Annotated in this window: 23 protein-coding genes; 18 read left to right on the top strand and 5 right to left on the bottom strand. The window is 70.5% G+C overall.

Annotation, left to right across the window (positions count from 1 at the left end; genetic code table 11):
* Window positions 1–571 precede the first annotated feature (571 nt).
* Window positions 572–1,930: a carboxylate--amine ligase gene (locus JIN95_RS05400; protein ID WP_200530733.1), complete on the bottom strand. Its 1,359-nt coding sequence runs from the start codon at window positions 1,928–1,930 to the stop codon at window positions 572–574.
* Between the two features lie 150 nt (window positions 1,931–2,080).
* On the opposite strand from JIN95_RS05400, the gene JIN95_RS05405 reads away from it, so the two are divergent.
* Entirely contained in the window at window positions 2,081–2,638 is a 558-nt protein-coding gene (locus JIN95_RS05405; RefSeq protein ID WP_200530734.1) for a DUF5813 family protein, read from the top strand.
* Between the two features lie 38 nt (window positions 2,639–2,676).
* Window positions 2,677–3,000 carry a hypothetical protein gene (locus tag JIN95_RS05410; RefSeq protein ID WP_095637882.1) on the top strand — a complete coding sequence of 108 codons (324 nt, stop codon included), beginning with the start codon at window positions 2,677–2,679 and terminating at the stop codon, window positions 2,998–3,000.
* A gap of 15 nt (window positions 3,001–3,015) precedes the next feature.
* On the opposite strand, the gene tmk is transcribed toward JIN95_RS05410, so the two are convergent.
* Window positions 3,016–3,609 carry a dTMP kinase gene (gene tmk / locus JIN95_RS05415; protein WP_200530735.1) on the bottom strand — a complete coding sequence of 198 codons (594 nt, stop codon included), beginning with the start codon at window positions 3,607–3,609 and terminating at the stop codon, window positions 3,016–3,018.
* A gap of 220 nt (window positions 3,610–3,829) precedes the next feature.
* On the opposite strand from tmk, the gene JIN95_RS05420 reads away from it, so the two are divergent.
* The 9 genes from JIN95_RS05420 (at window position 3,830) to thiM (ending at window position 13,555) form a co-directional block, all read left to right on the top strand.
* Entirely contained in the window at window positions 3,830–5,233 is a 1,404-nt protein-coding gene (locus JIN95_RS05420) for a hemolysin family protein (RefSeq protein ID WP_200530736.1), read from the top strand.
* A 94-nt stretch (window positions 5,234–5,327) separates the two neighbouring features.
* The gene (locus JIN95_RS05425) at window positions 5,328–6,197 is read left to right on the top strand and encodes a universal stress protein (RefSeq protein WP_200530737.1); all 870 of its coding nucleotides are present in this window, start codon (window positions 5,328–5,330) and stop codon (window positions 6,195–6,197) included.
* Window positions 6,198–6,284: 87 nt separating this feature from the next.
* Window positions 6,285–7,181: a complex I NDUFA9 subunit family protein gene (locus tag JIN95_RS05430; RefSeq protein ID WP_095637886.1), complete on the top strand. Its 897-nt coding sequence runs from the start codon at window positions 6,285–6,287 to the stop codon at window positions 7,179–7,181.
* A gap of 169 nt (window positions 7,182–7,350) precedes the next feature.
* Window positions 7,351–8,529, top strand: coding sequence for a tubulin/FtsZ family protein (locus tag JIN95_RS05435; RefSeq protein ID WP_198951575.1), 1,179 nt, complete (start codon window positions 7,351–7,353; stop codon window positions 8,527–8,529).
* 13 nt (window positions 8,530–8,542) lie between these two features.
* Window positions 8,543–9,232: a 2-phospho-L-lactate guanylyltransferase gene (cofC, locus tag JIN95_RS05440; RefSeq protein ID WP_200530738.1), complete on the top strand. Its 690-nt coding sequence runs from the start codon at window positions 8,543–8,545 to the stop codon at window positions 9,230–9,232.
* A gap of 94 nt (window positions 9,233–9,326) precedes the next feature.
* Window positions 9,327–10,499 carry a 7,8-didemethyl-8-hydroxy-5-deazariboflavin synthase subunit CofG gene (gene cofG, locus JIN95_RS05445; RefSeq protein ID WP_200530739.1) on the top strand — a complete coding sequence of 391 codons (1,173 nt, stop codon included), beginning with the start codon at window positions 9,327–9,329 and terminating at the stop codon, window positions 10,497–10,499.
* A gap of 73 nt (window positions 10,500–10,572) precedes the next feature.
* Window positions 10,573–11,433 carry a mechanosensitive ion channel family protein gene (locus tag JIN95_RS05450; protein ID WP_200530740.1) on the top strand — a complete coding sequence of 287 codons (861 nt, stop codon included), beginning with the start codon at window positions 10,573–10,575 and terminating at the stop codon, window positions 11,431–11,433.
* 615 nt (window positions 11,434–12,048) lie between these two features.
* On the top strand, window positions 12,049–12,687 hold the full coding sequence (gene thiE / locus JIN95_RS05455; RefSeq protein WP_200530741.1) for a thiamine phosphate synthase: 639 nt from the start codon (window positions 12,049–12,051) through the stop codon (window positions 12,685–12,687).
* Window positions 12,677–13,555 (top strand): hydroxyethylthiazole kinase, encoded by an 879-nt coding sequence (gene thiM / locus JIN95_RS05460; protein WP_234699163.1) that lies wholly within the window; start codon window positions 12,677–12,679, stop codon window positions 13,553–13,555. The genes thiE and thiM overlap by 11 nt, the downstream gene beginning before the upstream one ends.
* A 33-nt stretch (window positions 13,556–13,588) precedes the next feature.
* On the opposite strand, the gene JIN95_RS05465 is transcribed toward thiM, so the two are convergent.
* On the bottom strand, window positions 13,589–14,299 hold the full coding sequence (locus JIN95_RS05465; RefSeq protein ID WP_200530742.1) for an SDR family oxidoreductase: 711 nt from the start codon (window positions 14,297–14,299) through the stop codon (window positions 13,589–13,591).
* Between the two features lie 123 nt (window positions 14,300–14,422).
* On the opposite strand from JIN95_RS05465, the gene crtI reads away from it, so the two are divergent.
* The 4 genes from crtI (at window position 14,423) to JIN95_RS05485 (ending at window position 18,366) form a co-directional block, all read left to right on the top strand.
* Window positions 14,423–15,922 (top strand): phytoene desaturase family protein, encoded by a 1,500-nt coding sequence (crtI, locus tag JIN95_RS05470; RefSeq protein ID WP_200530743.1) that lies wholly within the window; start codon window positions 14,423–14,425, stop codon window positions 15,920–15,922.
* An 8-nt stretch (window positions 15,923–15,930) separates the two neighbouring features.
* Complete coding sequence (locus JIN95_RS05475; RefSeq protein ID WP_233139073.1) at window positions 15,931–16,818, top strand: prenyltransferase; 888 nt, start codon at window positions 15,931–15,933, stop codon at window positions 16,816–16,818.
* Window positions 16,815–17,705 carry a bisanhydrobacterioruberin hydratase gene (gene cruF / locus JIN95_RS05480; protein WP_200530744.1) on the top strand — a complete coding sequence of 297 codons (891 nt, stop codon included), beginning with the start codon at window positions 16,815–16,817 and terminating at the stop codon, window positions 17,703–17,705. Before JIN95_RS05475 ends, cruF begins: the two co-directional genes overlap by 4 nt.
* Window positions 17,706–17,808: 103 nt before the next feature.
* Window positions 17,809–18,366 carry a diadenylate cyclase gene (locus tag JIN95_RS05485; RefSeq protein WP_095637079.1) on the top strand — a complete coding sequence of 186 codons (558 nt, stop codon included), beginning with the start codon at window positions 17,809–17,811 and terminating at the stop codon, window positions 18,364–18,366.
* Window positions 18,367–18,388: 22 nt separating this feature from the next.
* On the opposite strand, the gene JIN95_RS05490 is transcribed toward JIN95_RS05485, so the two are convergent.
* Window positions 18,389–20,677, bottom strand: coding sequence for a cbb3-type cytochrome c oxidase subunit I (locus tag JIN95_RS05490; protein ID WP_095637080.1), 2,289 nt, complete (start codon window positions 20,675–20,677; stop codon window positions 18,389–18,391).
* Between the two features lie 180 nt (window positions 20,678–20,857).
* On the opposite strand from JIN95_RS05490, the gene JIN95_RS05495 reads away from it, so the two are divergent.
* Window positions 20,858–21,313, top strand: coding sequence for a MoaD/ThiS family protein (locus JIN95_RS05495; RefSeq protein ID WP_200530745.1), 456 nt, complete (start codon window positions 20,858–20,860; stop codon window positions 21,311–21,313).
* Between the two features lie 49 nt (window positions 21,314–21,362).
* Here the strand turns inward: JIN95_RS05495 and JIN95_RS05500 are convergent, their stop codons facing one another.
* Window positions 21,363–22,559: a multicopper oxidase domain-containing protein gene (locus JIN95_RS05500; protein WP_095637082.1), complete on the bottom strand. Its 1,197-nt coding sequence runs from the start codon at window positions 22,557–22,559 to the stop codon at window positions 21,363–21,365.
* A gap of 146 nt (window positions 22,560–22,705) precedes the next feature.
* On the opposite strand from JIN95_RS05500, the gene JIN95_RS05505 reads away from it, so the two are divergent.
* The gene (locus JIN95_RS05505; protein ID WP_200530746.1) at window positions 22,706–23,323 is read left to right on the top strand and encodes a metallophosphoesterase; all 618 of its coding nucleotides are present in this window, start codon (window positions 22,706–22,708) and stop codon (window positions 23,321–23,323) included.
* A 197-nt stretch (window positions 23,324–23,520) separates the two neighbouring features.
* The gene (locus JIN95_RS05510; protein WP_200530747.1) at window positions 23,521–24,372 is read left to right on the top strand and encodes a hypothetical protein; all 852 of its coding nucleotides are present in this window, start codon (window positions 23,521–23,523) and stop codon (window positions 24,370–24,372) included.
* Window positions 24,373–24,380: the final 8 nt, after the last annotated feature.

Genomic DNA, 24,380 nt, shown 5'->3' on the forward strand with positions numbered 1-24,380 from the left:
CTGGTAATTCGGTCCGTCTCAGTCCGGTCAAGACGAACACAGCGATGATCGATTGCGGGAGTACGGTATTTAAAAAGGTGTGAGCGTCGGCGACAATCACTTATAAAGTGTGATGCGGTCGGCGCGTGCCTGCGAGGCCGCCTCACGGCCGAGCAGCACGCGCGAGGGACGCCGCGAGCGAAGCGAGCGGCAGCGAGGCGCAAAGCGCCTCTGGAAGCCGGACGTAGTCCGGCGACGAGGTTGGGGAGGCGTGAGGTGCGGGTGCTGTGCGGTGCGGGGTGGGACTCAAAGGGGCAGTCGCTGAGGCCGGCGCAGGCGACGTAAGCACCGCAGGAACGAGCGAAGCGAGTGACGAGGAGCGCAGTGAGCGTGCGCCGGCCTCAGCGACTGGGGCTTTGGAGGGCTTCACCGTCGATCCGTAGACAACCGCTTATAAGCGAGCGGCTGGGGGTTTAGAAGTGTTCACCGCAGAGCCGCCAATCACGGAGAAACAGCCGCCAGCAACACCACTCGATCACTCATAAACAACCACTTCGTCTCACTGATTCACGTATTCCCGCTATCGACCGTCTCAGCAGGCGCAGTAGTAGTCGCGGTCGACGAACTCCGTCTCCAGCAGCTTCGCGGCGGGCGCGGGGTCGGAGGGGCGGTAGACGCCGGTGGTCAGGTCCCCCTCGCGCTCGAAGTCGCCGGCGACGAGCCGCCGCCAGTCGGCGGCCGACAGCTGGTCCCAGAACGCGTCGTCGCCGGCGAGCAGGGAGAGGTAGTCGCGGAGGTACACCCACCGCGTCGGCTCGATCCCCGGCGACTCGTACTCGGCCTCGGTGACGGCGGCGTACGCCGCCATCGGGAGGTTCGCGCCCGCGGCGACCGGCATCCCGATCCACTTCCACGGCCGGGTGTTGACGTCGAGCAAGAGGAACTCCCCGCGCCCGTCGTCGTACACGAACTCCGCCTCGCTGATCCCGTGGTAGCCGGCGTCGTCGAGCACGGCGAGCGCGCGCGCCTCGATGTCGGGCTCGTCGGCCGTCTCCACCAGACACGAAGTGCCGAACTGCTGGGGGTATCGCACCGCGGCGTTGCCGACGACTCCGAGGGCGTCCTCGACGCCCGATGGCGGGACGTACGACGCGAGCGAGTGGTCCCGGCCGGTCGCGATGTCGACGCGCTTCTGGGCCATCACGGCGATCCCCTCCTCCTCTGCGGCCGCGACCGCGTCCGCGAACTCCTCGCGGTCGGCGACCTCCAACACGTTGGTGCCGAACGCCTCCTCGAAGTCCCGTTTGAGCTCGGGCTTCACCACGAGCGGGAACCCCAGCGCCTCGGCGGCCTCGTCGAGGGTGGCGTCGGCGTCAGGGGTTCCCGTCGCCGCGTCCGCCGTCTCCGCGAGCCGGTACGTCTCGGGATACGGCACGCCGAGCGCCTCGCAGGTCGCGTACAGCTCCGACTTGTTCAACACGTCGTCGAGCGTGTCGATCCCGGCGAACGGGAGCCGGACGCCCTCGGGATCGGCCCGCGCGTACGCCAGCGCCCACTCGTCCATACAGCCGAACGCGACCGCCTCGCGGCCGATCGCGTCGACGACCGCCTCCACGTCCTCGCGGAACCCGTCGAGGTCGTCGAGCGGGTACGTCACCGCGCCCGCGAAGTCGACCGCGTCCGAGGGGGGTGCGAGCCCGTCGTGGCGACGGGTGCCGTCGCTTCCGGCCCGACCGCCCCCGCTGGTCCGGCCGCCCCCGCCGGCCTCCCCGCCCCCAACGTCGTCGCTGGGGCGGTCGAGCGCGATCACGGGCACGTCGTGGGCGTCGAGCGCGCGGGCGACGCCGAGTCCGGTCACGTGTGCGTTGCTGACGAGCGCCGGCGGTCGGTCGAAGGAGACGTCCGCGAGCGCGTCGATCAGCGCGTCGGTCGAGCGGAACTGCTCTGCCATACCTCCCATCGGCGGTCCGGATACAAAGGCGCACCAGTATCGGCTCTGCGTGCCACTACCGGTGACGGGACCGCGGCGACCGCTCCGGGCGCGAGCGGTCGTCGAACGCGACACAACGCGCTTTTACTCGCGTGTCGCCACCGATCCGGTATGGGCGAACGCGAGAGCGACATCGACGCCGAGACCGAGGCCGCGGGCGAGCGCGCGGCCGACGACGAACTCCCCGGCCGCGTCCGCCGCGCGTTCGCGGACCACGGCTCCTTCGAGCCCGCCGGCGACGGGCTCTGGACCGCGGAGACGACCCCCTTCGACGCAGAGGTGTGCGCCGAGCCGGCGGCGGACGGCCGGATCCGCTTTTCCGTCACCGTCCGGGTGCCGACCCTCTCCGCGACGACGGCCGACGAGGTCGCCGACGTGGTCGAGGAGGGATGGATCGAGACGTTCGAGCTCCGCGTCGTCGACGTGGGCGGGGTCACCCGCGGCGACCGCGCGTTCGACCCGACCGTGTCGATCGGCGACGACGAGATCGCGGTCGCGTTCGAGCTGACCGACAGCAACGAGCGGCGCGGCGTCGACGACGCCGGGTCCCTGATCGACTTCGTCGAGGGGACGTACGTGCAGGGCGTCATCCCCGGCTACGAGTACACGGAGCCCGTCGACGGGCTGCTCTCGGCGGCGCGCCAGCAGGGGAACGGCGGCGGGCTCTAGGCCGATAGGGGCAAATGCCGGGAGCCCCTAGACCGGGTATGCTCGCGCTGTTCGGGTTCGTCAGCCTCGTCGCCCTCGTGGCCTTCCACACGCTTATCGCCGGGGTGGCGACCCGATTCTTCCGGCTCCGGCTGAACACCTCGTGGGGGTCGGTCGTGTACACCCTCGTGTTGACCCCGATGCTGCTGCTGCTCTCGATGCTGGTGTTCACCGGCGTCCTCAACGTCGGCGCCGGAGTCAACCTCGGCAGCCCGACGCTGGTCGTCGCGCTGCTCGTCGCGCTCCCGCTGGTGCTCGGCGCGGCGATCGACTACCTCTACGTGCCCTCCCCGGACGACGTGGAGCTGCCGGACACGAGCTAACGCGGACGCAGCGTCCTACTCGTCCACCAGCTCCGCGAGGACCTCCTCCACCCGCGCGATGACCGCCTCCGGCGACCGCGAGGCGTCGACGCGGACGAACCGGTCCGGCTCGGCGTCGATCAGTCGCTCGTAGTTCTCCCGGACCGCGGCGAGGTAGCCGTCCTGTTCGAACTTGTTCGTCCGGCCCGCGCGCTCGGCGGCCTCGCGCGCGCCCAGGTCGAGGTAGATCGTCGCGTCCGGCGGCCGCGAGAAGGCGGCGTGGATCCCCTTGATGTACTCCAGCGGGCGATCGATCTCGACGTCGCTGGCCGCGAGCGTCGCCGCCTGATACGCGAACCGGGAGTCGGAGTACCGGTCGGAGATCACGAGCCCGCCGTCGGCGAGCGCGGGCCCGATCGTCCCCGAGAGGTGGTCGGCGTGGTCGGCCGTCAACAGGAACAGCTCCGCGAGCGGGTCAGCGTCGTCGGCCGCGATCGACCGGTCGACCGCCTCCCCGTACCAGCTGTCGGTGGGCTCGCGGGTGAACGTCGCGTCGGGGTACACGTCGTGGAGCGCCTCCCAGACGGTGGTCTTCCCGCTTCCGTCGAGCCCCTCCAGCGTGATCAGCATGGTCGCGCTCCGGCGCGGCGAGGAATAAACGGCGCGGGTTTCGACGGACGCCTCTCGGCGGCCGCCCGTTCCGACGGACGCGCTCGGCGGCGCGGAGTCCGACGGACCCCTTTTTAGTGGCTCCGGATGGAACCGCCGGCATGGTCGCCGATACACGTCACGTCCGCCACATCCGCCACATCGGCTACACCCGTCACGGTCGCGCGCCGCGGAGGCATCGATGGTAGACGTCGCGATCTCCGTCACGCGGGTGGTCGCGGCGCTCGTGTTAGTCGTGTTGAACGGCTTCTTCGTCGCCTCCGAGTTCGCGTTCGTGCGCGTCCGCTCCACGTCGGTCGAGCAGCTGGCCGCGGAGGGGCGCCCGGGCTCGGGGGCGCTCCAGGACGTGATGGGGAGCCTCGACGACTACCTCGCGGCGACGCAGCTCGGGATCACGATCGCGTCGCTCGGGCTCGGGTGGATCGGCGAGCCCGCGGTCGCGGCGCTGATCGAGCCGGTGCTGGGTCCCCTGTTGCCCGCGAACCTCGTCCACCTCGTCGCGTTCGCGATCGGGTTCAGCGTCATCACGTTCCTCCACGTCGTCTTTGGGGAGCTGGCGCCGAAGACGATCGCCATCGCGCAGGCGGAGCGGGTCGCGATGCTGTTGGCGCCGCCGATGAAGCTCTCCTACTACCTGTTCTCGCCCGGCATCGTCGTGTTCAACGGGGCGGCCAACGCCTTCACGCGCATGCTCGGCGTCCCGCCGGCCTCGGAGACGGACGAGACGATGGAGGAGCGGGAGATCCGCCGCGTGCTCGCGCGCTCCGGCGAGGCCGGCCACGTCGACGACGCCGAGGTGGAGATGGTCAACGCCGTCTTCGACCTCGACGACACGGTGGTCCGCGAGGCGATGGTCCCCCGGCCGGACGTGACGAGCATCCCGGCCGACGCCGACCTCGCCGCGATCCGCGCGACCGTGCTGGAGGCGGGCCACACCCGGTATCCGGTGGTGTCCGACGACGACGCGGACCGAGTGGTCGGCTTCGTCGACGTGAAGGACGTGCTCCGCGCGGGCGAGGCGGGCGAGGAGTCGGTCACCGCCGCCGACCTCGCGCGCGACCTCGTGGTCGTCCCCGAGACCACGTCGCTCAGCGACCTCCTCGTGCAGTTCCGCGACGAGCGCCGGCAGATGGCCGCGGTCGTCGACGAGTGGGGCGCCTTCGAGGGGATCGCCACCGTCGAGGACGCGATCGAGACGCTCGTCGGCGACCTCCGCGACGGGTTCGACGCCGAGAGCGCCGAGCACGCGATCCGGAAGGCCGGCGAGGGGACTCACGAGGCCGACGGGTCGGTGTCGCTGTCCGTCGTCAACGACGCGCTGGGCACCAACTTCGACGGCGACGGGTTCGAGACGCTCGGCGGACTCGTGCTCGACCGGCTCGGCCGCACCCCGAGCCCCGGAGACACCGTCTCGGCCGGCGAGTACGGCTTCGAGGTCACGGCCGTCGACGGCGCGCGGATCTCGACGATCCGGATCGAGGAGGCCGTCGGCGCGGGCGACGGCGACGAAGCGAGCGATGAGACGGACGACAACGGCGAAGCGAGCGACGGTGTCGACGCGGGCGACGAGACGAACGACGCCTGACGCGCGGCGCTCCTCCGTTCCCGCGAGCCGCCTGTGTTCCCGTCCCCGCGAACCGCCGCGGCCCTTTTTACCCGCACGCCGCGAGGGTGGGCGTATGTTCGACCGGATCCTGTTCCCGACCGACGGCGGCGAGGGGGCGAACGCGGCGTTCGATCACGTCCTCGATCTGGCCGTCGACCACGGCGCGACGGTCCACGTCCTCAACGTCGCCGACACGACCCACGACAGCGTCACGCGGATCGGCGGCGAGGTCGTCGACGTGCTCGAACGCGAGGGCGAGGAGATCGTCGAGGCGGCCGCTGACCGCGCCGCGGAGCGGGGCGTCGAGACGGTGACCGAGGTGTTACAGGGAGGCGTCGCCGAGACGATCGCCGCGTACGCCGGGGAGTACGGGATGGACCTCGTCGCGATGCCGACCCGCGGCCGGACGGGGCTCGACCGCCTGCTCCTCGGGAGCACGACCGAGCGCGTCGTCCGCGAGTCGACGGTGCCGGTGCTCAGCGTCCGCCCCGACGGCGAGACGGTGCGGTACCCCTACCGGAGCGTCCTCGTGCCGACCGACGGGAGTGAGCGCGCCGGCGACGCCCTCGACCGGGCGCTGGCGCTCGCCGAGCACGCGGGCGCGACGGTCCATGTCCTCTCCGTCGTCGACGTGGGCAGCGTCGGGATCGAGGGGTACGCCGGAATCGACGCGCTGGTCGAGGACACCGAGGAGACGGTCGCGGCGGCCGCGGCGACGGCGCGGGAGGCTGGCGTCGAGGCGGTAGAGGCGGTCGAGGTCGGATCGTCCGCGGCGCGCGGGATCCGGGCGTACGTCGACGAGAACGACGTCGACCTCGTGGTCATGGGGACGCAGGGCCGGACCGGCGTCGAGCGGTACCTGCTCGGGAGCGTCGCCGAGCGCACCGTCCGGACGTCGCCGGTGCCCGTGATGACGGTCCCAGATCCGGGCGAAGGCGTCTGAGGCGGCCGATTTCTCCGGGGAAGCCCGCGTCATCTCCGCGTCTGACGCCGCGGTAGGTTTAGGGGCGTTCCGTCCGTTGAGAGACGCATGAAAGTGTTGGTAGCCGGCGGAACCGGATTCATCGGGTCGTACCTCTGCCGCGCGCTCGCTGACGGGGGTCACGAGGTGACGGCGCTCTCCCGATCGCCGAGCGACGCGCCGGAGGGGGTCGCGTCCGCGACGGGGGACGTCACCGATTACGACTCGATCGCCGGGGCGGTCGAGGGACAGGACGCCGTCGTGAATCTGGTCGCGCTCTCGCCGCTGTTCGAGCCGAAGGGCGGGAACGTCATGCACGACCGGATCCACCGGGGCGGGACCGAGAACCTCGTGCGCGCGGCCGAGGAGGCCGGGGCGGAGCGGTTCCTCCAGCTGAGCGCACTCGGAGCCGACCCCGACGGCGACACCGCGTACATCCGCGCGAAGGGGGAAGCCGAGGAGATCGTCCGCGAGAGCGGCCTCGGCTGGACGATCTTCCGCCCCTCGGTCGTCTTCGGCGAGGGCGGCGAGTTCGTCTCCTTCACCAAGCGACTGAAGGGGATGTTCGCGCCGGGCGTGCCGCTGTACCCGCTCCCCGGCGGCGGGAAGACGCGGTTCCAGCCGATCCACGTCGAGGACCTCGTCCCGATGCTGGTCGCGGCGCTCGAAGACGACGAGCACGTCGGCGAGACGTACGAGGTCGGGGGCCCGGAGGTCCTGACCCTGCGCGACGTGACGGACCTCGTGTACGAAGCCGAGAAGAAGGGAGTCACGATCGTCCCCCTCCCGATGCCGCTCGCCCGGATCGGGCTCAGCGTGCTCGGCGCCGTCCCCGGGTTCCCGATGGGGCCCGACCAGTACCGGTCGTTGCAGTTCGACAACACGACCGCCGACAACGACGTCGCGGCGTTCGGCGTCGACCCCGCCGAACTGACCACCCTCGGAAACTACCTCGGGGTGGCGTGATGGCGGCGAATCCGACGGAATTCGAGGGACTGCGCCGCCTCGCCGCCGCCGAGCCGGGCGCGGCGGGCGTGTTCGTGTCAACGAGCCGAATATCACGGGCAATAACGGCAACCGAAGGTTTAAATACGCGATCACGTTCTGTTCATTTCAAACGCGGAGGGAGCACACGATGAAACTTGCAATGATCGGATTCGGACAGGCGGGGGGGAAAGTCGTCGACAAATTCCTTGAGTACGACAAGCGCACGGGCTCGGAGATCGTCCGGGCGGCCGCGGCCGTCAACACGGCCAAGGCCGACCTGATGGGCCTCGAGCACATCGCCGAGGACCAGCGCGTGCTCATCGGCCAGTCGCGCGTGAAGGGCCACGGGGTCGGCGCCGACAACGAGCTCGGCGCGGAGATCGCCGAGGAGGACATCGACGAGGTGCAGGGCGCCATCGACTCGATCCCGGTCCACGAGGTCGACGCGTTCCTCGTCGTCGCCGGGCTCGGCGGCGGCACGGGCTCCGGCGGCGCGCCGGTGCTCGCGAAACACCTCAAGCGCATCTACACCGAGCCCGTCTACGGGCTCGGCATCCTGCCGGGCAGCGACGAGGGGGGCATCTACACCCTCAACGCGGCCCGCTCGTTCCAGACGTTCGTCCGCGAGGTGGACAACCTGATGGTGTTCGACAACGACGCCTGGCGGAAGACGGGCGAGTCCGTGCAGGGCGGCTACGAGGAGATCAACGAGGAGATCGTCCGGCGGTTCGGCATCCTCTTCGGCGCCGGCGAGATCCAGCAGGGCCAAGAAATCGCCGAGAGCGTCGTCGACTCCTCGGAGATCATCAACACGCTCTCCGGCGGCGGCGTCTCCACCGTCGGCTACGCCGAGGAGGAGGTCGAGGAGCGCACCTCCGGTGGGCTGCTCTCGCGGCTCCGCGACGACAACGGCGGGGACGAGCTCGACAGCGCCCACACCACGAACCGGATCACCAGCCTCGTGCGCAAAGCGGCGCTGGGGCGGCTCACGCTCCCCTGTGAGATCGAGGGCGCGGAGCGCGCGCTGCTCGTGCTCGCCGGCCCGCCGGAGTACCTCAACCGGAAAGGTATCGAGCGCGGCCGGAAGTGGCTCGAAGAGCAGACCGGCTCGATGGAGGTCCGCGGCGGCGACTACCCGTACCGCGGTGCCGGCTTCGTCGCGACCGTCATCCTGCTCGCGGGCGTCACGAACGTCCCGCGGATCAAGGAGCTCCAGCAGGTCGCCATCGAGGCGCAGGACAACTTAGACGAGATCCGCGAGGAGAGCGACGAGAACCTCGACGACCTCGTCAGCGACGACGGCGACGAACTCGAATCGCTGTTCTGAGGCGACCCTCCCGATGGAGGTCCTCGTCCCGTTTTCGACCGACCGCCCCAAGTCGCGACTCTCCGCGGTCCTCGCGCCCGACGAGCGCGCCGCGTTCGCCCTCGCGGCGCTCCGCGACGTGCTCGACGCGATCGACGAGGCCGGCGGCGAGCCGCGGGTGTTGGCGACCGGCGCGGTCGACGCCGACCTCCCTTGTCCGGTGACGGTCGACGACCGCCCCCTGACGGAGGCGGTCAACGGGGCGCTTGACGCGCGGCTCAAAGGCGGCGGAGCCGACGGCGACGCCGCCGAGCGCGTCGCGGTCGTCATGGCCGACCTCGCGCTCGCGACGCCGGACGCCCTGCGGGAGCTGTTCGCGGCCGGCCGCGAGGCCGACGTGGCGCTCGCCCCCGGCCGCGGCGGCGGCACGAACGCGTTCGTCGCCTCCCACCCCGAGTTCCGGGTCGACTACCACGGCGCCTCCTACCTCGATCACCGCCGGATCGCCGCCGAGATCGGCGCGGGCGTCGCGGTGGTGGACTCCCATCGGCTCGCGACCGACATCGACGAACCGGCCGACCTCGCGGAGCTGCTGATCCACGCCGAGGCGAACGCTGCCGACGGCGGGAGCGACGGTGGAGAGAAGCGGGCGTCGCGGTGGCTCCGCGACGCCGGCTTCGCGCTCGATACGACCGACGGGCGGGTCGGCGTCGAGCGGGAGTGAGGCGGGACCGGGAGGCGGCGACGGCCCTGAGCGAGCAGCCCAACCGGATCCGCGACCGCGATCCTTTTTGAGTCCGGACCGCGGAGGGACGAACGTGTTCGCGGCCGCCGACGAGTACGGGATCGAGATCGAGCCCGACCCCGAACGGGTCGAGCGGCTGCTCTCGGTCGCGCCGGACGACGTCGAGCCCGCCGACCGGCTCACCTTCGCCCGGAACGTGTTCGTCCCGCTGACGACCGCCTGCCGGTACACCTGCACCTACTGCACCTACTACGACGTGCCCGGCGAGGCGTCGCTGCTGTCTCCCGAGGAGGTGCGCGAGCGCTGTCGCGTGGGCGCCGACGCCGGGTGCACGGAGGCGCTTTTCACCTTCGGCGACGAGCCGGACGACCGGTACACCGCGGTCCACGACCAGCTCGACGAGTGGGGGTACGACTCGATCCACGACTACCTCTACCGGGCCTGCGAGATTGCCTTGGAGGAGGGGCTGCTCCCGCACTCGAACCCGGGCGACCTCGCCGAGTCGCAGTTCGCCGCCCTCCGCGAGGTGAACGCCTCGATGGGCGTCATGCTGGAGACCACCGCCGACGTCGACGCGCACAGCGGCGGCCGCCGGAAGACCCCCGGCCAGCGCCTCAACACCATCAGGGCCGCGGGCCGGCAGGGGGTGCCGTTCACCACCGGAATCTTAGTCGGCATCGGCGAGGGCTGGCGCGACCGCGCGGAGAGCCTGCTGGCGATCCGCGAGCTCCACGAGCGACACGGCCACGTCCAGGAGGTGATCGTCCAGAACGTCGTCCCGAACGAGCGCTCGGACTTCGCGAAGCCCGACCTGGCGACGATGCGCCGGGTCGTCGCGATGGCGCGGGCCGCGCTCCCGCCGGCGGTGTCGGTGCAGGTCCCCCCGAACCTCTCGCCCGCGGCCGATCTCGTCGACTGCGGGATCGACGACCTCGGCGGCGTCTCGCCCGTCACGGACGACTACGTCAATCCGGACTACGCGTGGCCCGACCTCGACGGCCTCCGGGCGGTCGCCGACGCCGGCGGGATGCCGCTTCGCGAGCGCCTCCCGACCTACGCGCGGTACCTCCCTGACGGCCTCAGGCCGAATGGCGTCGATCCCGCCCCGGCGCCGACGGACCGCGACGCCTGGATCCCGCCGGCGGTCCGCGATCGGATCCGCGAGGACGACCCGCACGGGCGGCGGCTCCGCGGCGTCGCGCGGGGGGACGGACCGCTCGACCCGCGGCCGGCGCGCGGGGACTGAGGGGACGACCGACCCGGCATAAACAACTGCGCTGCCAGTAGCTTCTTTAAATACCCATCCGAATGGGGTGACGATGGTACTCCTACAGCTCGACGCGATCGCGAACGCGGTCGACCTCGTCGGCATCGGGACGGCGGTGGTCGGCTTCGTCCTCGGTTTCCTCGCCGTGTTGTTGTTCGGGAAGTACGCGTTCGTTCCGGCGGTCCGCGGGATACTCGGCTCGCGGGGGTTCGACGACGCGGTCCGGAGCCTCGGGACGAGCGTCGCCAACGCGGTCGTGTGGGTCGCGGCGATCGCGATCGGGTTCACCGTCGCCGGCTACGGGGCGTTTCTCTCGGCGTTCGCCGTCTTCGGCGGCGCCATCGCGCTCGCGATCGGCTTCGCCGCGCAGGACCTCCTCGGCAACTTCGTCGCCGGGATCTTCATCCTGAAGGACAAGCCGTTCGAGGTCGGCGACTGGATCGAGTGGGACGGGAACGCGGGCCGCGTCGAGGACATCGACCTGCGGGTCTCCCGCGTCCGCACCTTCGACAACGAGCGGATCACGGTGCCGAACGGCGACCTCGCGAACAACGCCGTCACGAACCCGGTCGCCTACGAGACGCTCCGCCAGAAGTTCGTCTTCGGCATCGGCTACGACGACGACATCTCGCAGGCCACCGACATCATCGTCGAGAAGGCGGAGGCCCACGAGGAGATCCTCGACGACCCCGCGCCCTCGGTCCGGCTCGTGAGCCTCGGCGACTCCGACGTGGGGCTCCAGTGCCGCTGGTGGATCGCGGAGCCCGACCGCGGCGACTTCGTCCGCGTGCGCTCCGAGTACGTCACCGAAGTCAAGGAGGCGTTCGACGAGGCCGGCATCGACATCCCGTACGTCCACCGGCAGCTCACCGGGAGCGTCGAGGTCGTCGAGTCGGTCGCCGCCGACGAGTAGCGCGACGCGGGCGCCCGATGTCCGTTTTTTGACTCTGTTGAAGTCGTTCTTCGAGCAGATTCTCGCATGAAACGGCTGGTCGCTGAAGAGTGCGTATCGAACACGATTCCAAGAAAACACTTACCGCCGAACAATCAGTTTCTCCTGTGAGCAAAATAAGACTATTTAACCGCCCCATTGGGAATGTCGGTCTGTTTATGATATTATTCTCTATTATATATGGGTATTCGCTGATTGCTGTAATACACCTCGACAGTGGATTACTAACCAGCGGTGGCTTCCTATGGGACCTCGCAATCTGGACAACTATAGATCTTTTGGGGTGTAATGGTTGGAATTGTCTCTTGTTGATGCATGCTCTACTATTCATCTACGCAGCCATCTTAGCGGGGTATGGCGCCTACATTCGGCGGAAAAAGGTGGAACACACGAAGGCAGAGTGATAAGCGAGTTCCCTGTATTGACCGCAATAGGGACAGAGTGTGTCTCTTCTGAGGGTTTCAACAGACTCATTTTCCGCGTTTCGATTCCCCCGCTAGTGACGGCGGAATCTCTTATAAATACGCGCCGCGCCAGACGGAACCACTTTTCACCCACCACTAGAAGGTACCACTAATGAATCCCACCGAGTGGCGGGCGTATCTCGTGACGCAGGCGAGCCGGTCGGCCGGTCGAGAGACGGAAGCGATCGTGGAGGCGGCGCTCGACGGCGGCGTCGACGCCGTGCAGCTCCGCGAGAAGGGACGGTCGGCGCGCGAGCGGTACGAGCTCGGGCGCCGGCTCCGCGAGCTCACCGCCGACGCCGGCGTCCCCCTGATCGTCAACGACCGGGTCGACCTGGCCGCCGCGGTCGACGCCGACGGCGTCCACCTCGGGCAGTCGGACCTGCCGGCCGCGGTCGCCCGCGAGCGCCTCGGCGACGAGGCGATCGTGGGCGTCTCGGCGTCGACGGTCCCGGAGGCGCGGGCCGCCGCCGACGCGGGCGCGGACTACCTCGGCGTCGGCGCGGTGTACGCGACCGACACGAAGGACGTGCCGGCGGAGACGAACGGCGTCGGCCCCGAGCGCGTCGCGGCGATCGCGGAGGCCGTCGACCTCCCCGTCGTCGGGATCGGGGGCATCGACGCCGGCAACGCGGGGGCGGTCGCGGCGGCGGGCGCGGCCGGCGTGGCGGTCGTCTCGGCGATCACGGCCGCGGACGATCCGCGCGCCGCGACCGCGGAGCTCCGGGAGGTGGTCGGCGATGGGCGATGAGCCGGTCGACGACCTGCCGATCGAGGGGCAGCCGATCGAGAACCTGCCGGTCGGGGAGACCCTGGCGGCGGTCGAGGCGACCCCGCCGCTGGTCCACCACCTGACGAACGACGTGACGACGAGCGAGACCGCGAACGTCACGCTCCACTGGGGCGGGCTGCCGGTGATGGCCGACGCCCCGGCGGAGGCGGGCGACATGGCCGCCGGCGCGGACGCGGTCGTGATCAACACCGGGACGGCGTCGACGACCGACGTCGACGCCATGGTCGACGCGGGCCGGCGCGCCAACGAGGCGGGCGTCCCGGTCGTGCTGGACCCGGTCGGGTACGGGGCCACGCCGCACCGCGTCGAGTCGGTCGGGCGGCTGCTGGACGCGGTGGCGTTCGACGCCATCAAGGGCAACGCCGGGGAGGTCCGCGGGCTCGCGGGCGAGGAGGCGACGGTCCGCGGCGTCGAGTCCGTGGGCGAGCCCGACGCGGGCCTCCCCGACGCGGCGCGGGCGCTCGCGGCGGAGACGGGGGCTGTCGTCGTCGCCTCCGGGCCGACCGATGTCGTCGCCGACGGCGAAAGGGCCTACGAGGTGTCGGCCGGCCACGAGCGCATGGGTTCGTTCGTCGGCTCGGGCTGTATGCTCGCGAGCACGCTCGGGACGTTCGCGGCGGTCGTCGGCGAGGGTGCCGAGCCGCCGTCGTCGACGACAGAGGCCGCGCTCGCCGCGTGCGTCGCGTACGGGGTCGCCGGCGAGCACGCCGCGGAGCGCGACCCCGCGGGGCCGGCGAGCTACCGGACGGCGTTCATGGACGCGGTCGCCGCGCTGGCGTCGGAGCGCCCGGCGCTCGACGCCGCCTCGCGGATCGAGGAGGTCTGACTCCGGCGACTGCGGTCGGATTCGGTCGGTCGCTCACCGTGTCGCCGACTTCCACTCGCGGAGCCCGAGGCGCTCGCCGTTCAGGTCCTCGGCGGGCGCCTCGGTCGCGGCCCAGACGAACAGCGGCGCGACGCTCTCGGGGTCGCGGGCGCGCTCCTTCCCGGTGAGGTCGGTCGCGACGAGCCCGGGATCGACGACCCCTACGGCCGCGTCGAGGTCGGCGGCGAACCCGCGTGCGACCGCCTCGGCCGCCGCCTTCGAGGCGGCGTACGCCCCCATCCCCGGTCGGGACTCGTGGGCGACCGCCCCGGAGGGGACGACGACCCGCGCGTCCGCGGCGAGGTGCGGGACGGCCTCCGCGACCGTCGCGAAGACGCCGCGGGCGTTGGTCCGCATGGTGTCGTCGTAGTCGGCGTAGCTCGTCTCGTCGATCGGGCGCTCGCCCGGGCCGCCGTGGAAGACGGCCGCGTTCGCGAACACCGCGTCGATCGGCCCGGCCTCCCGGGCGACGCCCTCGAAGAACCGCTCTAAGTCGTACTCGTCGCGGACGTCGACGCGGGCGCCCCAGGCGGTTCCTAGCGCGTCGCCGCCGTCTCCGTCCCCGTTCAGCGCCGCGACCGTCCGGTCGACCGCGTCGCCGTCGCGCCCGGAGACGGCGACGAACGCCCCCTCGTCGACGAACGCCTCGGCGACGGCCCGCCCGATCCCGCTCGTTGCGCCGGTGATCGCGACCGTGGGATCCATGTGGGGATCGGTAGGGCGGTCGCCGACTTAGGCGTACTCACTCGCGGTGGCTCGGCCCGCGGTCTCCGCGGCACCCGCTGCCGTCTGGCCGGTATTTATACCGCTGCCGCCGTACGATCGGACATGGACGTGGCCCCGGATATCGACGCCGTGGCCGGCGAATCCGTCGTCGTGATCGGCGGCGGGTTCGGCGGCCTCTCGACCGCGTGTTACCTCGCCGACGCCGGCGCGGACGTGACCCTCTTGGAGAAGAACGAGCAGCTCGGCGGGCGGGCGAGCCGGCTGGAGGCCGACGGCTTCCGGTTCGACATGGGGCCCTCGTGGTACCTCATGCCGGACGTGTTCGAGCGGTTCTTCGGCCACTTCGGCCGCGAGCCGTCCGACTTTTACGAGCTGGAGCGGCTCGACCCCCACTACCGGGTGTTCTGGAAGGACGGGGACAAGGTCGACGTGCTCCCCGACCGCGAGGCGAACAAGGCCCTCTTCGAGGAGTACGAGCCCGGCGCGGGCGAGGCGTTCGAGGCGTATTTGGAGGAGTCCGAGCGCACCTACGAGATCGGGATGGAGCACTTCGTGTACGAGGACCGCCCGCGGCTCCGCGACTACGTGGACAGGGACGTGCTCCGCTACTCGTGGGGGCTCTCGCTTTTGGGCAAGATGCAGGGACACGTCGAGGACTACTTCGATCACCCGAAGCTCCAGCAGCTGATGCAGTACACCCTCGTCTTCCTCGGCGGCTCGCCGACGAACACCCCCGCGCTGTACAACCTGATGAGCCACGTCGACTACAACATGGGCGTCTACTACCCCGAGGGCGGGATCGGCGCCGTCGTCGACGGGATCGTCGAGCTGGGCGACGACCTCGGCGTCGAGTACGTCACCGACGCCGAAGTGACCGCCATCGAGGGCCGCCGGGGAGCGTTCGCGGTCGACACCGCGGACGGGGAGCGCCACCTCTCTGATCTGGTCGTCTCCGACGCCGACTACGCCCACACCGAACAGGAGCTGCTCCCGAAACACAAGCGGCAGTACAGCGAGGAGTACTGGGAGTCGCGGACGTACGCCCCCTCCGCGTTCCTGCTGTACCTCGGCGTCGAGGGCGACGTGCCGAACCTCGAACACCACACGCTGGTGTTGCCGACGGGCTGGGACGAGCACTTCGAGCAGATCTTCGATGACCCGTCGTGGCCCGACGACCCCGCCTACTACCTCTGTGTCCCTTCCGAGACCGACGACACGGTCGCGCCCGAGGGGCACAGCAACCTGTTCGCCCTCGTGCCCATCGCGCCCGGACTGGAGGACACCCCCGAGCTGCGCGAGGAGTACCGCGACCTCGTGATAGACGACATCGCCGAGAACACCGGGACGGAGCTGCGCGACCGGATCGTCTTCGAGGAGACGTTCTGCGTCGACGACTTCGCCGACCGGTACAACAGCTATCAGGGGAGCGCGCTCGGGTTGGCCCACACCCTGCGACAGACCTCGCTGCTCCGGCCGTCCCACCGGTCCGACGCGGTCGACGGGCTCTACTTCACGGGGTCGACGACGACCCCCGGTATCGGCGTCCCGATGTGTCTCATCAGCGGACAGCTGACCGCCGAGGAGCTGTCGAAGACGGCGTGACCGGAGCCGTGACCGACACCGCGACCGACCCCGGCCGACGCTCGCTCCCAGACCTCTGCCGGTACCTGCTGGTGCTGTCGCGGCCGCGGTTCTGGCTGTACCTCGCCGGCCCCGTCGCCGTCGGCGTCACCTACGGGATCGCCGACGTGGGCGGGCTGTTCACGCCGATGACGGTCGGGCTCGCGGCGTACTTCCTCGTGCCGGCGAACGTCTTCCTCTACGGCGTCAACGACGCCTTCGACGCCGACATCGACGAGCTGAACCCGAAGAAGGAGGACCGCGAGGCGCGCTGGCGGGGCGACCGGCTCGTCTCGCTCGCGGTGGTCGCCTCCGGCGCGCTCGGGCTCGCCGCGTTCGCGGTCACGCCGCGGGTCGCGTGGCCGTACCTCGCCGGTTTCCTGCTGCTCGGCGCCGGCTACAGCGCGCCGCCGCTCCGGTTCAAGACGACCCCGCTCCTCGACTCCGCCTCGAACGGGCTCTACGTCCTGCCGGGCGCGGCCGCGTACGCCGCCGTGGCCGGGACGCACCCGCCGCTCGCGGCGCTCGCGGGCGCGTGGCTCTGGGCGATGGGGATGCACACCTTCTCCGCGATCCCCGACATCGAGCCGGACCGCGCCGCCGGGATCCGGACGACGGCGACGCTGCTGGGCGAGCGCCGGACGTACGCCTACTGCGCCGCCTGCTGGGTCGCCGCCGCGGTCGGGTTCGCCGCGGTCGACCCCCGGCTCGGCGCGCTGCTCGGCGTCTACCCCGTCTTCGTCGCGTGGGTCGCCCGGTCGTCGATCGCGGTCGACCGCGCCTACTGGTGGTTTCCGGCGCTGAACACCGCCGTCGGCACCCTGCTGGCGATGGGCGGGCTCTGGCGCGTCTACCCGATCACGGAGGCGCTCGCGTGAGCGACTCCCCTCCACCCTCCGCCTCGACGGCGGGCGGACTCGACGCGCTCCGCGCACGGCTCCCCGACACCCGCCGCGAGGCGGAGCGCCTGCTCGACCGGATCGTCCGCGAGAACCGCTTCACCATCGCCGTGCTGTTCCCCCTCGTCGGCGCGCTCGCGCTCGTCGGCAGCGCGGAGGGGTGGGTACCGGAGCCCCTCGCGTTCAACCCCTGGTTCGTCCTCTTCGGCGTGTTAGTGATGCGCTCGCCGCTCGTCGTCGGGGTGTTGCCCGCGGTCGACCGCCGAGCGATCGGATGGATCGGCGCGCTCGTCGCCTACACCTACGCGATCGAGCTGTTCGGCGTCGCCACGGGGTGGCCGTACGGCACCTTCGAGTACACCGTGAGCCTCGGCCCGATGCTCGGCGGGGTGCCGCTGGCGCTCCCGGTCTTCTTCATCCCGCTCGTGGTGAACGCCTACCTGCTCTGTCTCCTGCTCCTCGGCCCGCGGGCGTCGAACGGCTGGCTCCGGCTCGCGACCGTGATCGCCGCCGTGGTGGCGATGGACGTGGTGCTCGACCCCGGCGCGGTCGCGCTCGGCTTCTGGACGTTCGGCGGCGGCGCCTTCTTCGGCGTCCCCCTCTCGAACTACGCCGGCTGGGTGTTGTCGGCGACGGTCGCGGTGGTCGCGCTCGACCGCGCGTTCGCGGGGACGACGCTCGCCGACCGCCTCCGCGACTGCGAGTTCATGCTCGACGACATGGTGAGCTTCGTGATCCTCTGGGGCGGGATCAACCTCTGGTACGGGAACCTGCTCCCCGCCGCCGTCGCCGTCGCGTTCGGCGTCGGGCTCGTCCGCGCCGACCGGTTCGACGCGAGCCTGTTCACGCAGTGGCGGCGGGCGTGAGCCCGGGCGATTCGCGACCCCTTATGTACGCCCCGTCCGTTTCCGAACGCATGCGCGTTCGCGCCGCCGACACGAGTACCACGGTTCGAGCGGAGGAGACCGAATGAGCGGGCTCGCGATCGAGTACGGCACCCACGAGCGGGTCCGGGAAGTCGTCGACCGGCTGACCTACTGCGCCGAGCACGTCAGCCTCGCGTTTGACGGCTGGGACGAGCCGCACGTCAAGGGGCCGGGGCTCTACTTCGCGGTCGTCGCCGACCGGGAGTACGGCGACTACGCCGACCCGATGGGCGAGAACCGGTGGCCCCGGGAGAGCTGTCCGACCGCGTTCGCGGAGGACGCCTTCGTCGAGGCGGTCGAGTCGGTGAGCCGCGAGCAGGACGGCGGGGTCGTCGTCGCGGTCGACGGCGAGATCGAGGCGCAGATGGTGCGGTTCCGGGACCTGGGCACCCGCAGCGAGGAGACCGATCTGGTCGACGACGTGAGCTACGAGCCGTGGATGGGCTCGCGGCACATGAGCGCGATCGAGACCTCGGTCCGGCCGGAGGTCGTGGCGACCGTGACGCTGAGCGAGGAGACCGGACGGGTGAGCCTGTTCCGCGACGGCGACGCGGAGTCGATGGAGCGCGACGAGCTCGGCGGGGAGTGGCGCGCGGAGTGACGCGCGGAGTGACGCGTCGGCCTCAGTCGTCGTCGATGATCCCCTCCGCGACGGCCATGTCGTCGATCGTCGGGTCGTCGGCGGAGCTCCGCAGGACAAACCGCTTGCGGATCAGGTCCGCGAAGTAGATCGCGGTCCCGAGGATGAGCAGGGTGTCGCCGGGCAGCCGCGCCCAGAACAGCGTCTGGACGAGCTCGCCGTTGTAGAACGCGAGGCTGCGCGCCGCGGCGTAGCTCTCCGTGAACGCGACCTCCAGCTGGAGGAAGCCGACCGGGAGCAGCGAGATGCCGACCATCAGCGCGAGCCCGACGTTCCACAGCCAGAAGGACGCCCGGAGCCACGAGCCGTCCCAGCGCTCGGGGTCGATCGACAGCTGGAGCATGTACGCCACCATCCCGAGCGCGAGGAACCCGAACGCACCGAACATCGCGGCGTGGGCGTGCGCGACGGTGAGGTAGGTGCCGTGCTCGTAGTAGTTGATCAGCGGGAGGTTGATGAAGAAGCCGAGCACCCCGGCCCCGACGAAGTTCCAGATCCCGCTGGCGACGATGAACATGAAGGGGAGCTTGTAGGGGAACCCGCCGGTCTCGGTCATCGCCCGGTACTGCCCGATCGCCTCGTAGAGGATGAAGATCAGCGGGAGCAGCTCCAGCGTCGAGAAGACGCTCCCGATCGGGACCCAGTAGTCGGGCATCCCGACCCACCAGTAGTGGTGGGAGACGCCGATGACGCCCGTGCTCATCACGAGCAGCGCCTGTAGCGCCACCGCCTTCTCGGCGCTGCGGCGCGTGAGGAGGTTCATCGAGACCAGCGTGAGCCCGATGATCGCGACGATGAAGAACTCGAAGGCGCCCTCGACCCACATGTGGACGACCCACCACCGCCAGAACTCCGTGACGGCCATGTTCGTCGTGGGGGTGAACATGAACCCGGCGACGAACAGCAGGGTGATCGAGCCGCCCGCGTAGAGGATCATGTGCGCGAGCCCGTACACCGGCTCGCGGTCGAGCAGTGGCTTGAGCCCGCGGATCGCGAGGATCGCCCAGAGCACGAACCCGACGAGTAAGCCGCCCTGCCACACCTTCCCGACCTCGAGGTACTCTAACCCCTCGTTGCCGAGGAGCCACCACAGCTGCCCGTCGAAGTAGCCGTTCGCGCCGAGCCAGATGCCGCCCATCCCGCCGACGACGACGGTCACTAACGCGCCGAGCAGGACGTTGACGTACCGTGACTGGTGTTTCGGCTCGTGGCCGGTGAGGAGGGGCGGAAGGAACAGCCCGGCGCCGAGCCACGTCGACGCGATCCAGAGGATCCCCAGGTCGATGTGCCACGTCTTCGCGATCGAGAAGGGGAGGATCTGGAGGATGTGGACCCCGAACAGCTCCTCGATCCCGAAGAAGCCGGCCCGTTCGATGTAGAAGTGCGCGAGCAGTCCCCCCAACAGCACCTGCGCTAAGAACAGCCCGGCGGCGATGGGGATGAACCGGAGCGCGGCGCGCTGGCTCGGGAAGACGCTCACGTCGCCCGGCTCGGGCACGGTGATGCCCTCGGCGGACGGCTCCGGGAGCTTCACCGACTTGTAGAGGAGGATCGCGGCGCCCGCCGCGCCGACGAGCAGCACCATCGCGATCACGCTCCACGTCATCGCGGCGCCGGTCGCGTCGTTGCCGGCGGCCGGCGAGGGCGGCCACTCGTTCGTGAAGGAGTTGTCGCCGTCGGGGCGGTCGGTGTGGGAGAACCACGCCGTCCACAGCGCGAAGTCGGCGAAGTCCTCGGCCTCCTCGGTCGAGTCGATCATCTCGACCGGCACGCCGCGGTCGTGGTCGCCCTCGTGGTAGCGCTCGACGTACGTCTCGCGCACCTGCTCGTGGGCGTACGCCTCCGCGGCGGAGTACTCGACGGTGTCGCTCCCGTCGTGTGCGCCGTCGAGGTCGTCGCGGACCGTCTGGTCGATCCCCGCGCGCTCGGCGGAGCTGAGCGAGTCGTAGCCGGCGCCGTACTCCTCTTGCGCGTAGTACTCGCGCATGTGCTCGGCCTTCAGATCCAGCGTCTCGGCGGTGTAGTCCTCGCCGTAGTAGGCGCCGTTGCCGAGTATCGACCCGTGGTTCATCAGCCCGTACTGCTGGAACGCCGCCTTCCCGTCCTGGACCGTCTCTCCCGTGGCGATCGTCTCGCCGTCGGGGCCGACGACCTCGTCCGGGATCGGCGGCGCCTCCTGATACGCGAACCACGCCCCGGCGCCCATCACGACCAGATTGAGCAGGAACGCCGCGACGATGACCTTCGCGATCGTCTTGCGCGTGAGTTCCATCACGTGGGCGTTGTCTCCACACGGACTATCAGTTTGGTGGCAACATGTTCGGACGCCGTTCCCGGAGACTGACACCGCCCGTCGGCGTCCCGGGCGCTCTCCCCCGAGATCGGCAAGGTGAGCCGAGTCACGAACATGTTCGCACGGTGGCTTACCGGGAAACGACGCGTACGGGCGGGTATGCCAACGACCAGCGAGCCGGTGTCGGAGTCGAGGAGCGCAGCGGAGTCGAAGCGCGAACCGGAGTCCGCGGGCGCGTCGGAGACGGCCGCGGAGACCACGGTCACGGTGCGGTGTACCGGCCACGTCCGGACGGAGCTCGGGGAGTACGAGTTCGAGTACACCTTCGAGGGCGACACCCTCCGGGCGTTCCTCGACGAGCTGTTCGCGGACTACCCGGAGCTACAGGACATGCTGATCGCGGAGAGCGAGTCGGAGGCGACCCACAGCGGCTGGGCGCCGACGCCCGAGGAGCTACCGGGGACGTGGTCGAAGAACCCGGCCGGCGAACAGACGATCGCGTACGCCCGGATCCTCGTGAACGGTCACTTCAACGAGAACGAGAAGGGGTTCGACACCGAACTGGAGGAGGGCGACCGGGTCGCGCTGGTGTACCCGTTCATGTTCTGCTGTTAGCCCGGAACTCGGGGGCTCCGAGACCGGACGCCCTGCTCGGCGAGACCGATCAGCCCTCGTACCCCGCCAGCTCCATCACGGAGGCGAACTGCTCGGAGTCCATTACGCTCTCGTAGACCATCCCGCCGATCATGCCGCCGGGGTAGCTCTCGCCGTTCATCGCGTGGTTCACCTTGTGACAGTGGAGCGCGTAGACGCCCGGGTCGGCGTCGGCGGTGAACTCGATGGTCTTGCGCTCGGCGGGCGCGAGGGGGACCACGTCCTCGCGGTGCCGGGCGGACTCGGGGATCACGCCGCCGTCCTTCTCGACGACGGTGAACCCGTGGTTGTGGGTGTGCATCGCGTGCGACTCGTAGCCGGCGTTGACGTAGTGGATCCGGACCTGGTCGCCCTCCTCGACGATCAGCGGGGATCCCTCCTCGGGGTGGAACGTGTACGGCGCACAGCGACCGTTTACGGTGAAGACGTCCGGGTTGCGGTCGCGGTGACTGAAGTCGACGTCGCCGCCGGCGGTCGACGCCGACAGCCGGCTGTCCCAGTCTTTGATCGTGTGGAAGACCTCCGTGTCCGCGGGCTCGTACCCCTCGGGGTCGACGCGGAGGATCCCGTACATCCCCATGTCGAGGTGGTTCTGGGTCTGGTAGTGGCAGTGGTAGAGGTGCGTGCCCGGCTGGTTCGCGTCGATCTCGTAGGTGTGCTCCTCGCCCGGCGCGACCTGCTGGCCCGTCGTCGTCGGGACGCCGTCGTCCATCCAGCTCTTCGAGAGCCCGTGGACGTGGAAGGTGTGCGGGCGGTTGTGCTCCGAGTTGTCGTAGGTGATCTCCAGTTCGGTCCCCTCGGTGACACGGAGCAGGGGACCGGGGACGCTCGGGTCCGTGTCGGGGGTCTGCCACGCCCAGACCTCGGGCAGCTCCCACGGGCCGCCCTTCGCCCCCTCGCCGAGCAGGGTGTGGCGACACGGCGTCGTGGACACCGTGATCTGTCCGTCGCGCTCGTCTAAGTCGATCGTCGTCCGCGGGGACGTGTACGGGTGGTCCGTCTCGACGCCCGTGGCGTCGCTCCCGGACCACTCCGCCACCTGCTCCTGAACGCCCTCGTCGGTGACGGCGTTCTCGGCGCCCTCACCGGCGTCCGCGCGCGGGGCGCCACACCCCGCGAGCCCGACGGTCCCGAGCGCCGCGGCCGCCGAGAGGAAGCCGCGTCTGGAAGCCGTGCGTCGACCCGTGTTGTCGCCGTCTCTCGTCATATCCGAACATGACCGGGGAACACATATAAACCGGAATCAGGATCCACGGACCGTGAGAACGCGGTCGGCGGTCGTACGGTTTATATGCAGTCGGACCCGGCCGACGACCGGTATTTATACCCGCACGACCCGACGGCCGACGTGAGATGCGGATCGGCATCGTCTCCGACACCCACGACGACCTCGCCGCCGTCGAGGCGGCCGTATCGCTGTTCGAACGCGAGGGCGTCGACGCCGTCGTCCACTGCGGCGACTTCGTCGCGCCCTTTTCAGTGACGCCCTTCGACGTCGGCGGCGACGGCTCCGACCGGGACGCCCCCGGCGACCGCGCCTCCGACGCCGGCTTCGACTTCTACGCGGTCCGCGGCAACAACGACGGGGAGTGGGCGGTCGAGTCGACCGTCGACTCGTTCGGGACGTACCTCGGCGAGGCGGGGACGCTCTCGTTCGGTGGCTCCGGCGGAGACGCCGAGAGCGACGATGCCGAGAGCGACGGCACCGTCGACGTCGCCGTCACTCACGGGACGAGCGGGGTCGTCGTCGACGCCCTCGTCGACTGTGGCGATTACGACTACGTGTTCCACGGTCACACCCACGCGCACGGCGTCGAGGAGCGCGGCGGGACGGTGCGGGTGAACCCCGGCGGCCTCCCCATCCCCGTCGACGGCGCCGACGACGCCTTCCGCGTCGCGGTCCTCGACGCCGACGCCCGCGACGGATCCGCGGACCCTGACGCGGTGACCCACTACGAGCTCGACGCGTGACCCGGGTGTCGGATGGCGGACGGGCGATCCGAGGGCGCGCCGACGGGACCGGGAGAGACGGGCGATCCGGAGGCGCGCCGACGGACCGGGAGGGATGCGCGACCGGGAGCGATCCGGGCGGCGCGCGACCGCCCCGACACGCAAACGCGAGCTTGTCCTTTCGTTGACCTTTTGCCGGGCCCGCGCCGAGAGTCCGTATGGACAGACGCGCGTTCCTCCGCCGCGCGGGCGGGGCGGTCGGGTCGGTCGGGAGCTGCGGCGGCCTCGCCGGCTGTGCCGACCTCGTCGACGGCGACGGGAGGAGGGCGGTCGCGGAGCGCGATCCGCCGGACCGCCCCGACGAGCTCACGGCCGAGTCGGTCGGGGAGTACGTCGCCGCCTACGAGGAGGTCCGCGCGCACAACCGGCAGGCGGCGGCGGGGGCGGTCGAGGTGTCGATCGACGCGGCCGCGACCTTCGATCACGCCTCCGGCGACGACCACTACGCGACCGCACAGCACGCCGGGTCGGTGTATCACGAGACCGACGACGGCGACCGCTCCGTGGGGGAGCTGTACGGCGACCCGGTCCCGTATCTGGTGACGCCGGATCGCACCCTGCGGCTGGACGTGCGGCGCCGGACCGCGGAAACCGACCGTCAGGGCGGTGAGGGCGACGGCAGCGACGGCGGTGCTTCCGACGGAAACGACACCGCCTCGGGCGACGAGCGCGTCTCGCCGCCGCTCGGCGTCCGCCTCCTCAACGTCACCGGGGAGGCGCGCGAGCTTGGGCTGACCGTCACGCGGCGGGAGGTCGGCGACGTGGAGACGAGCGAGACCGTCGCGGACCGCGGCGTCGCGGTCGGTCCGGAGACCGCCGTCGAACTCCGCTCGATCGCGAACGCGCGCGGCGGTTACCGCGTCACCGCTCGCATGGAGGACGACGGGATCACCGGCCAGGGGCGGATCGAGGTCGGGCTCCCGAGCGCCGACCGCGGCCCGAACGTCGACGTCGTGGTCGACGGGGACGGGGTCTCGACCTGGCACCTCCCGTCGTTCGAGGGGGTCTGAACCGACGA

This window comes from Halorubrum sp. LN27, from assembly GCF_016635065.1.
Classification (GTDB): domain Archaea; phylum Halobacteriota; class Halobacteria; order Halobacteriales; family Haloferacaceae; genus Halorubrum; species Halorubrum salipaludis.

What these genes read in the sequence shown, in the direction of transcription:
- JIN95_RS05400 (WP_200530733.1), bottom strand. Translation starts at nt 1,930, where the DNA reads ATGGCAGAGCAGTTCCGCTCGACCGACGCGCTGATCGACGCGCTCGCG.
- JIN95_RS05405 (WP_200530734.1), top strand. Translation starts at nt 2,081, where the DNA reads ATGGGCGAACGCGAGAGCGACATCGACGCCGAGACCGAGGCCGCGGGC.
- JIN95_RS05410 (WP_095637882.1), top strand. Translation starts at nt 2,677, where the DNA reads ATGCTCGCGCTGTTCGGGTTCGTCAGCCTCGTCGCCCTCGTGGCCTTC.
- tmk (WP_200530735.1), bottom strand. Translation starts at nt 3,609, where the DNA reads ATGCTGATCACGCTGGAGGGGCTCGACGGAAGCGGGAAGACCACCGTC.
- JIN95_RS05420 (WP_200530736.1), top strand. Translation starts at nt 3,830, where the DNA reads ATGGTAGACGTCGCGATCTCCGTCACGCGGGTGGTCGCGGCGCTCGTG.
- JIN95_RS05425 (WP_200530737.1), top strand. Translation starts at nt 5,328, where the DNA reads ATGTTCGACCGGATCCTGTTCCCGACCGACGGCGGCGAGGGGGCGAAC.
- JIN95_RS05430 (WP_095637886.1), top strand. Translation starts at nt 6,285, where the DNA reads ATGAAAGTGTTGGTAGCCGGCGGAACCGGATTCATCGGGTCGTACCTC.
- JIN95_RS05435 (WP_198951575.1), top strand. Translation starts at nt 7,351, where the DNA reads ATGAAACTTGCAATGATCGGATTCGGACAGGCGGGGGGGAAAGTCGTC.
- cofC (WP_200530738.1), top strand. Translation starts at nt 8,543, where the DNA reads ATGGAGGTCCTCGTCCCGTTTTCGACCGACCGCCCCAAGTCGCGACTC.
- JIN95_RS05450 (WP_200530740.1), top strand. Translation starts at nt 10,573, where the DNA reads ATGGTACTCCTACAGCTCGACGCGATCGCGAACGCGGTCGACCTCGTC.
- thiE (WP_200530741.1), top strand. Translation starts at nt 12,049, where the DNA reads ATGAATCCCACCGAGTGGCGGGCGTATCTCGTGACGCAGGCGAGCCGG.
- thiM (WP_234699163.1), top strand. Translation starts at nt 12,677, where the DNA reads ATGGGCGATGAGCCGGTCGACGACCTGCCGATCGAGGGGCAGCCGATC.
- JIN95_RS05465 (WP_200530742.1), bottom strand. Translation starts at nt 14,299, where the DNA reads ATGGATCCCACGGTCGCGATCACCGGCGCAACGAGCGGGATCGGGCGG.
- crtI (WP_200530743.1), top strand. Translation starts at nt 14,423, where the DNA reads ATGGACGTGGCCCCGGATATCGACGCCGTGGCCGGCGAATCCGTCGTC.
- JIN95_RS05485 (WP_095637079.1), top strand. Translation starts at nt 17,809, where the DNA reads ATGAGCGGGCTCGCGATCGAGTACGGCACCCACGAGCGGGTCCGGGAA.
- JIN95_RS05490 (WP_095637080.1), bottom strand. Translation starts at nt 20,677, where the DNA reads ATGGAACTCACGCGCAAGACGATCGCGAAGGTCATCGTCGCGGCGTTC.
- JIN95_RS05495 (WP_200530745.1), top strand. Translation starts at nt 20,858, where the DNA reads ATGCCAACGACCAGCGAGCCGGTGTCGGAGTCGAGGAGCGCAGCGGAG.
- JIN95_RS05500 (WP_095637082.1), bottom strand. Translation starts at nt 22,559, where the DNA reads ATGACGAGAGACGGCGACAACACGGGTCGACGCACGGCTTCCAGACGC.
- JIN95_RS05505 (WP_200530746.1), top strand. Translation starts at nt 22,706, where the DNA reads ATGCGGATCGGCATCGTCTCCGACACCCACGACGACCTCGCCGCCGTC.
- JIN95_RS05510 (WP_200530747.1), top strand. Translation starts at nt 23,521, where the DNA reads ATGGACAGACGCGCGTTCCTCCGCCGCGCGGGCGGGGCGGTCGGGTCG.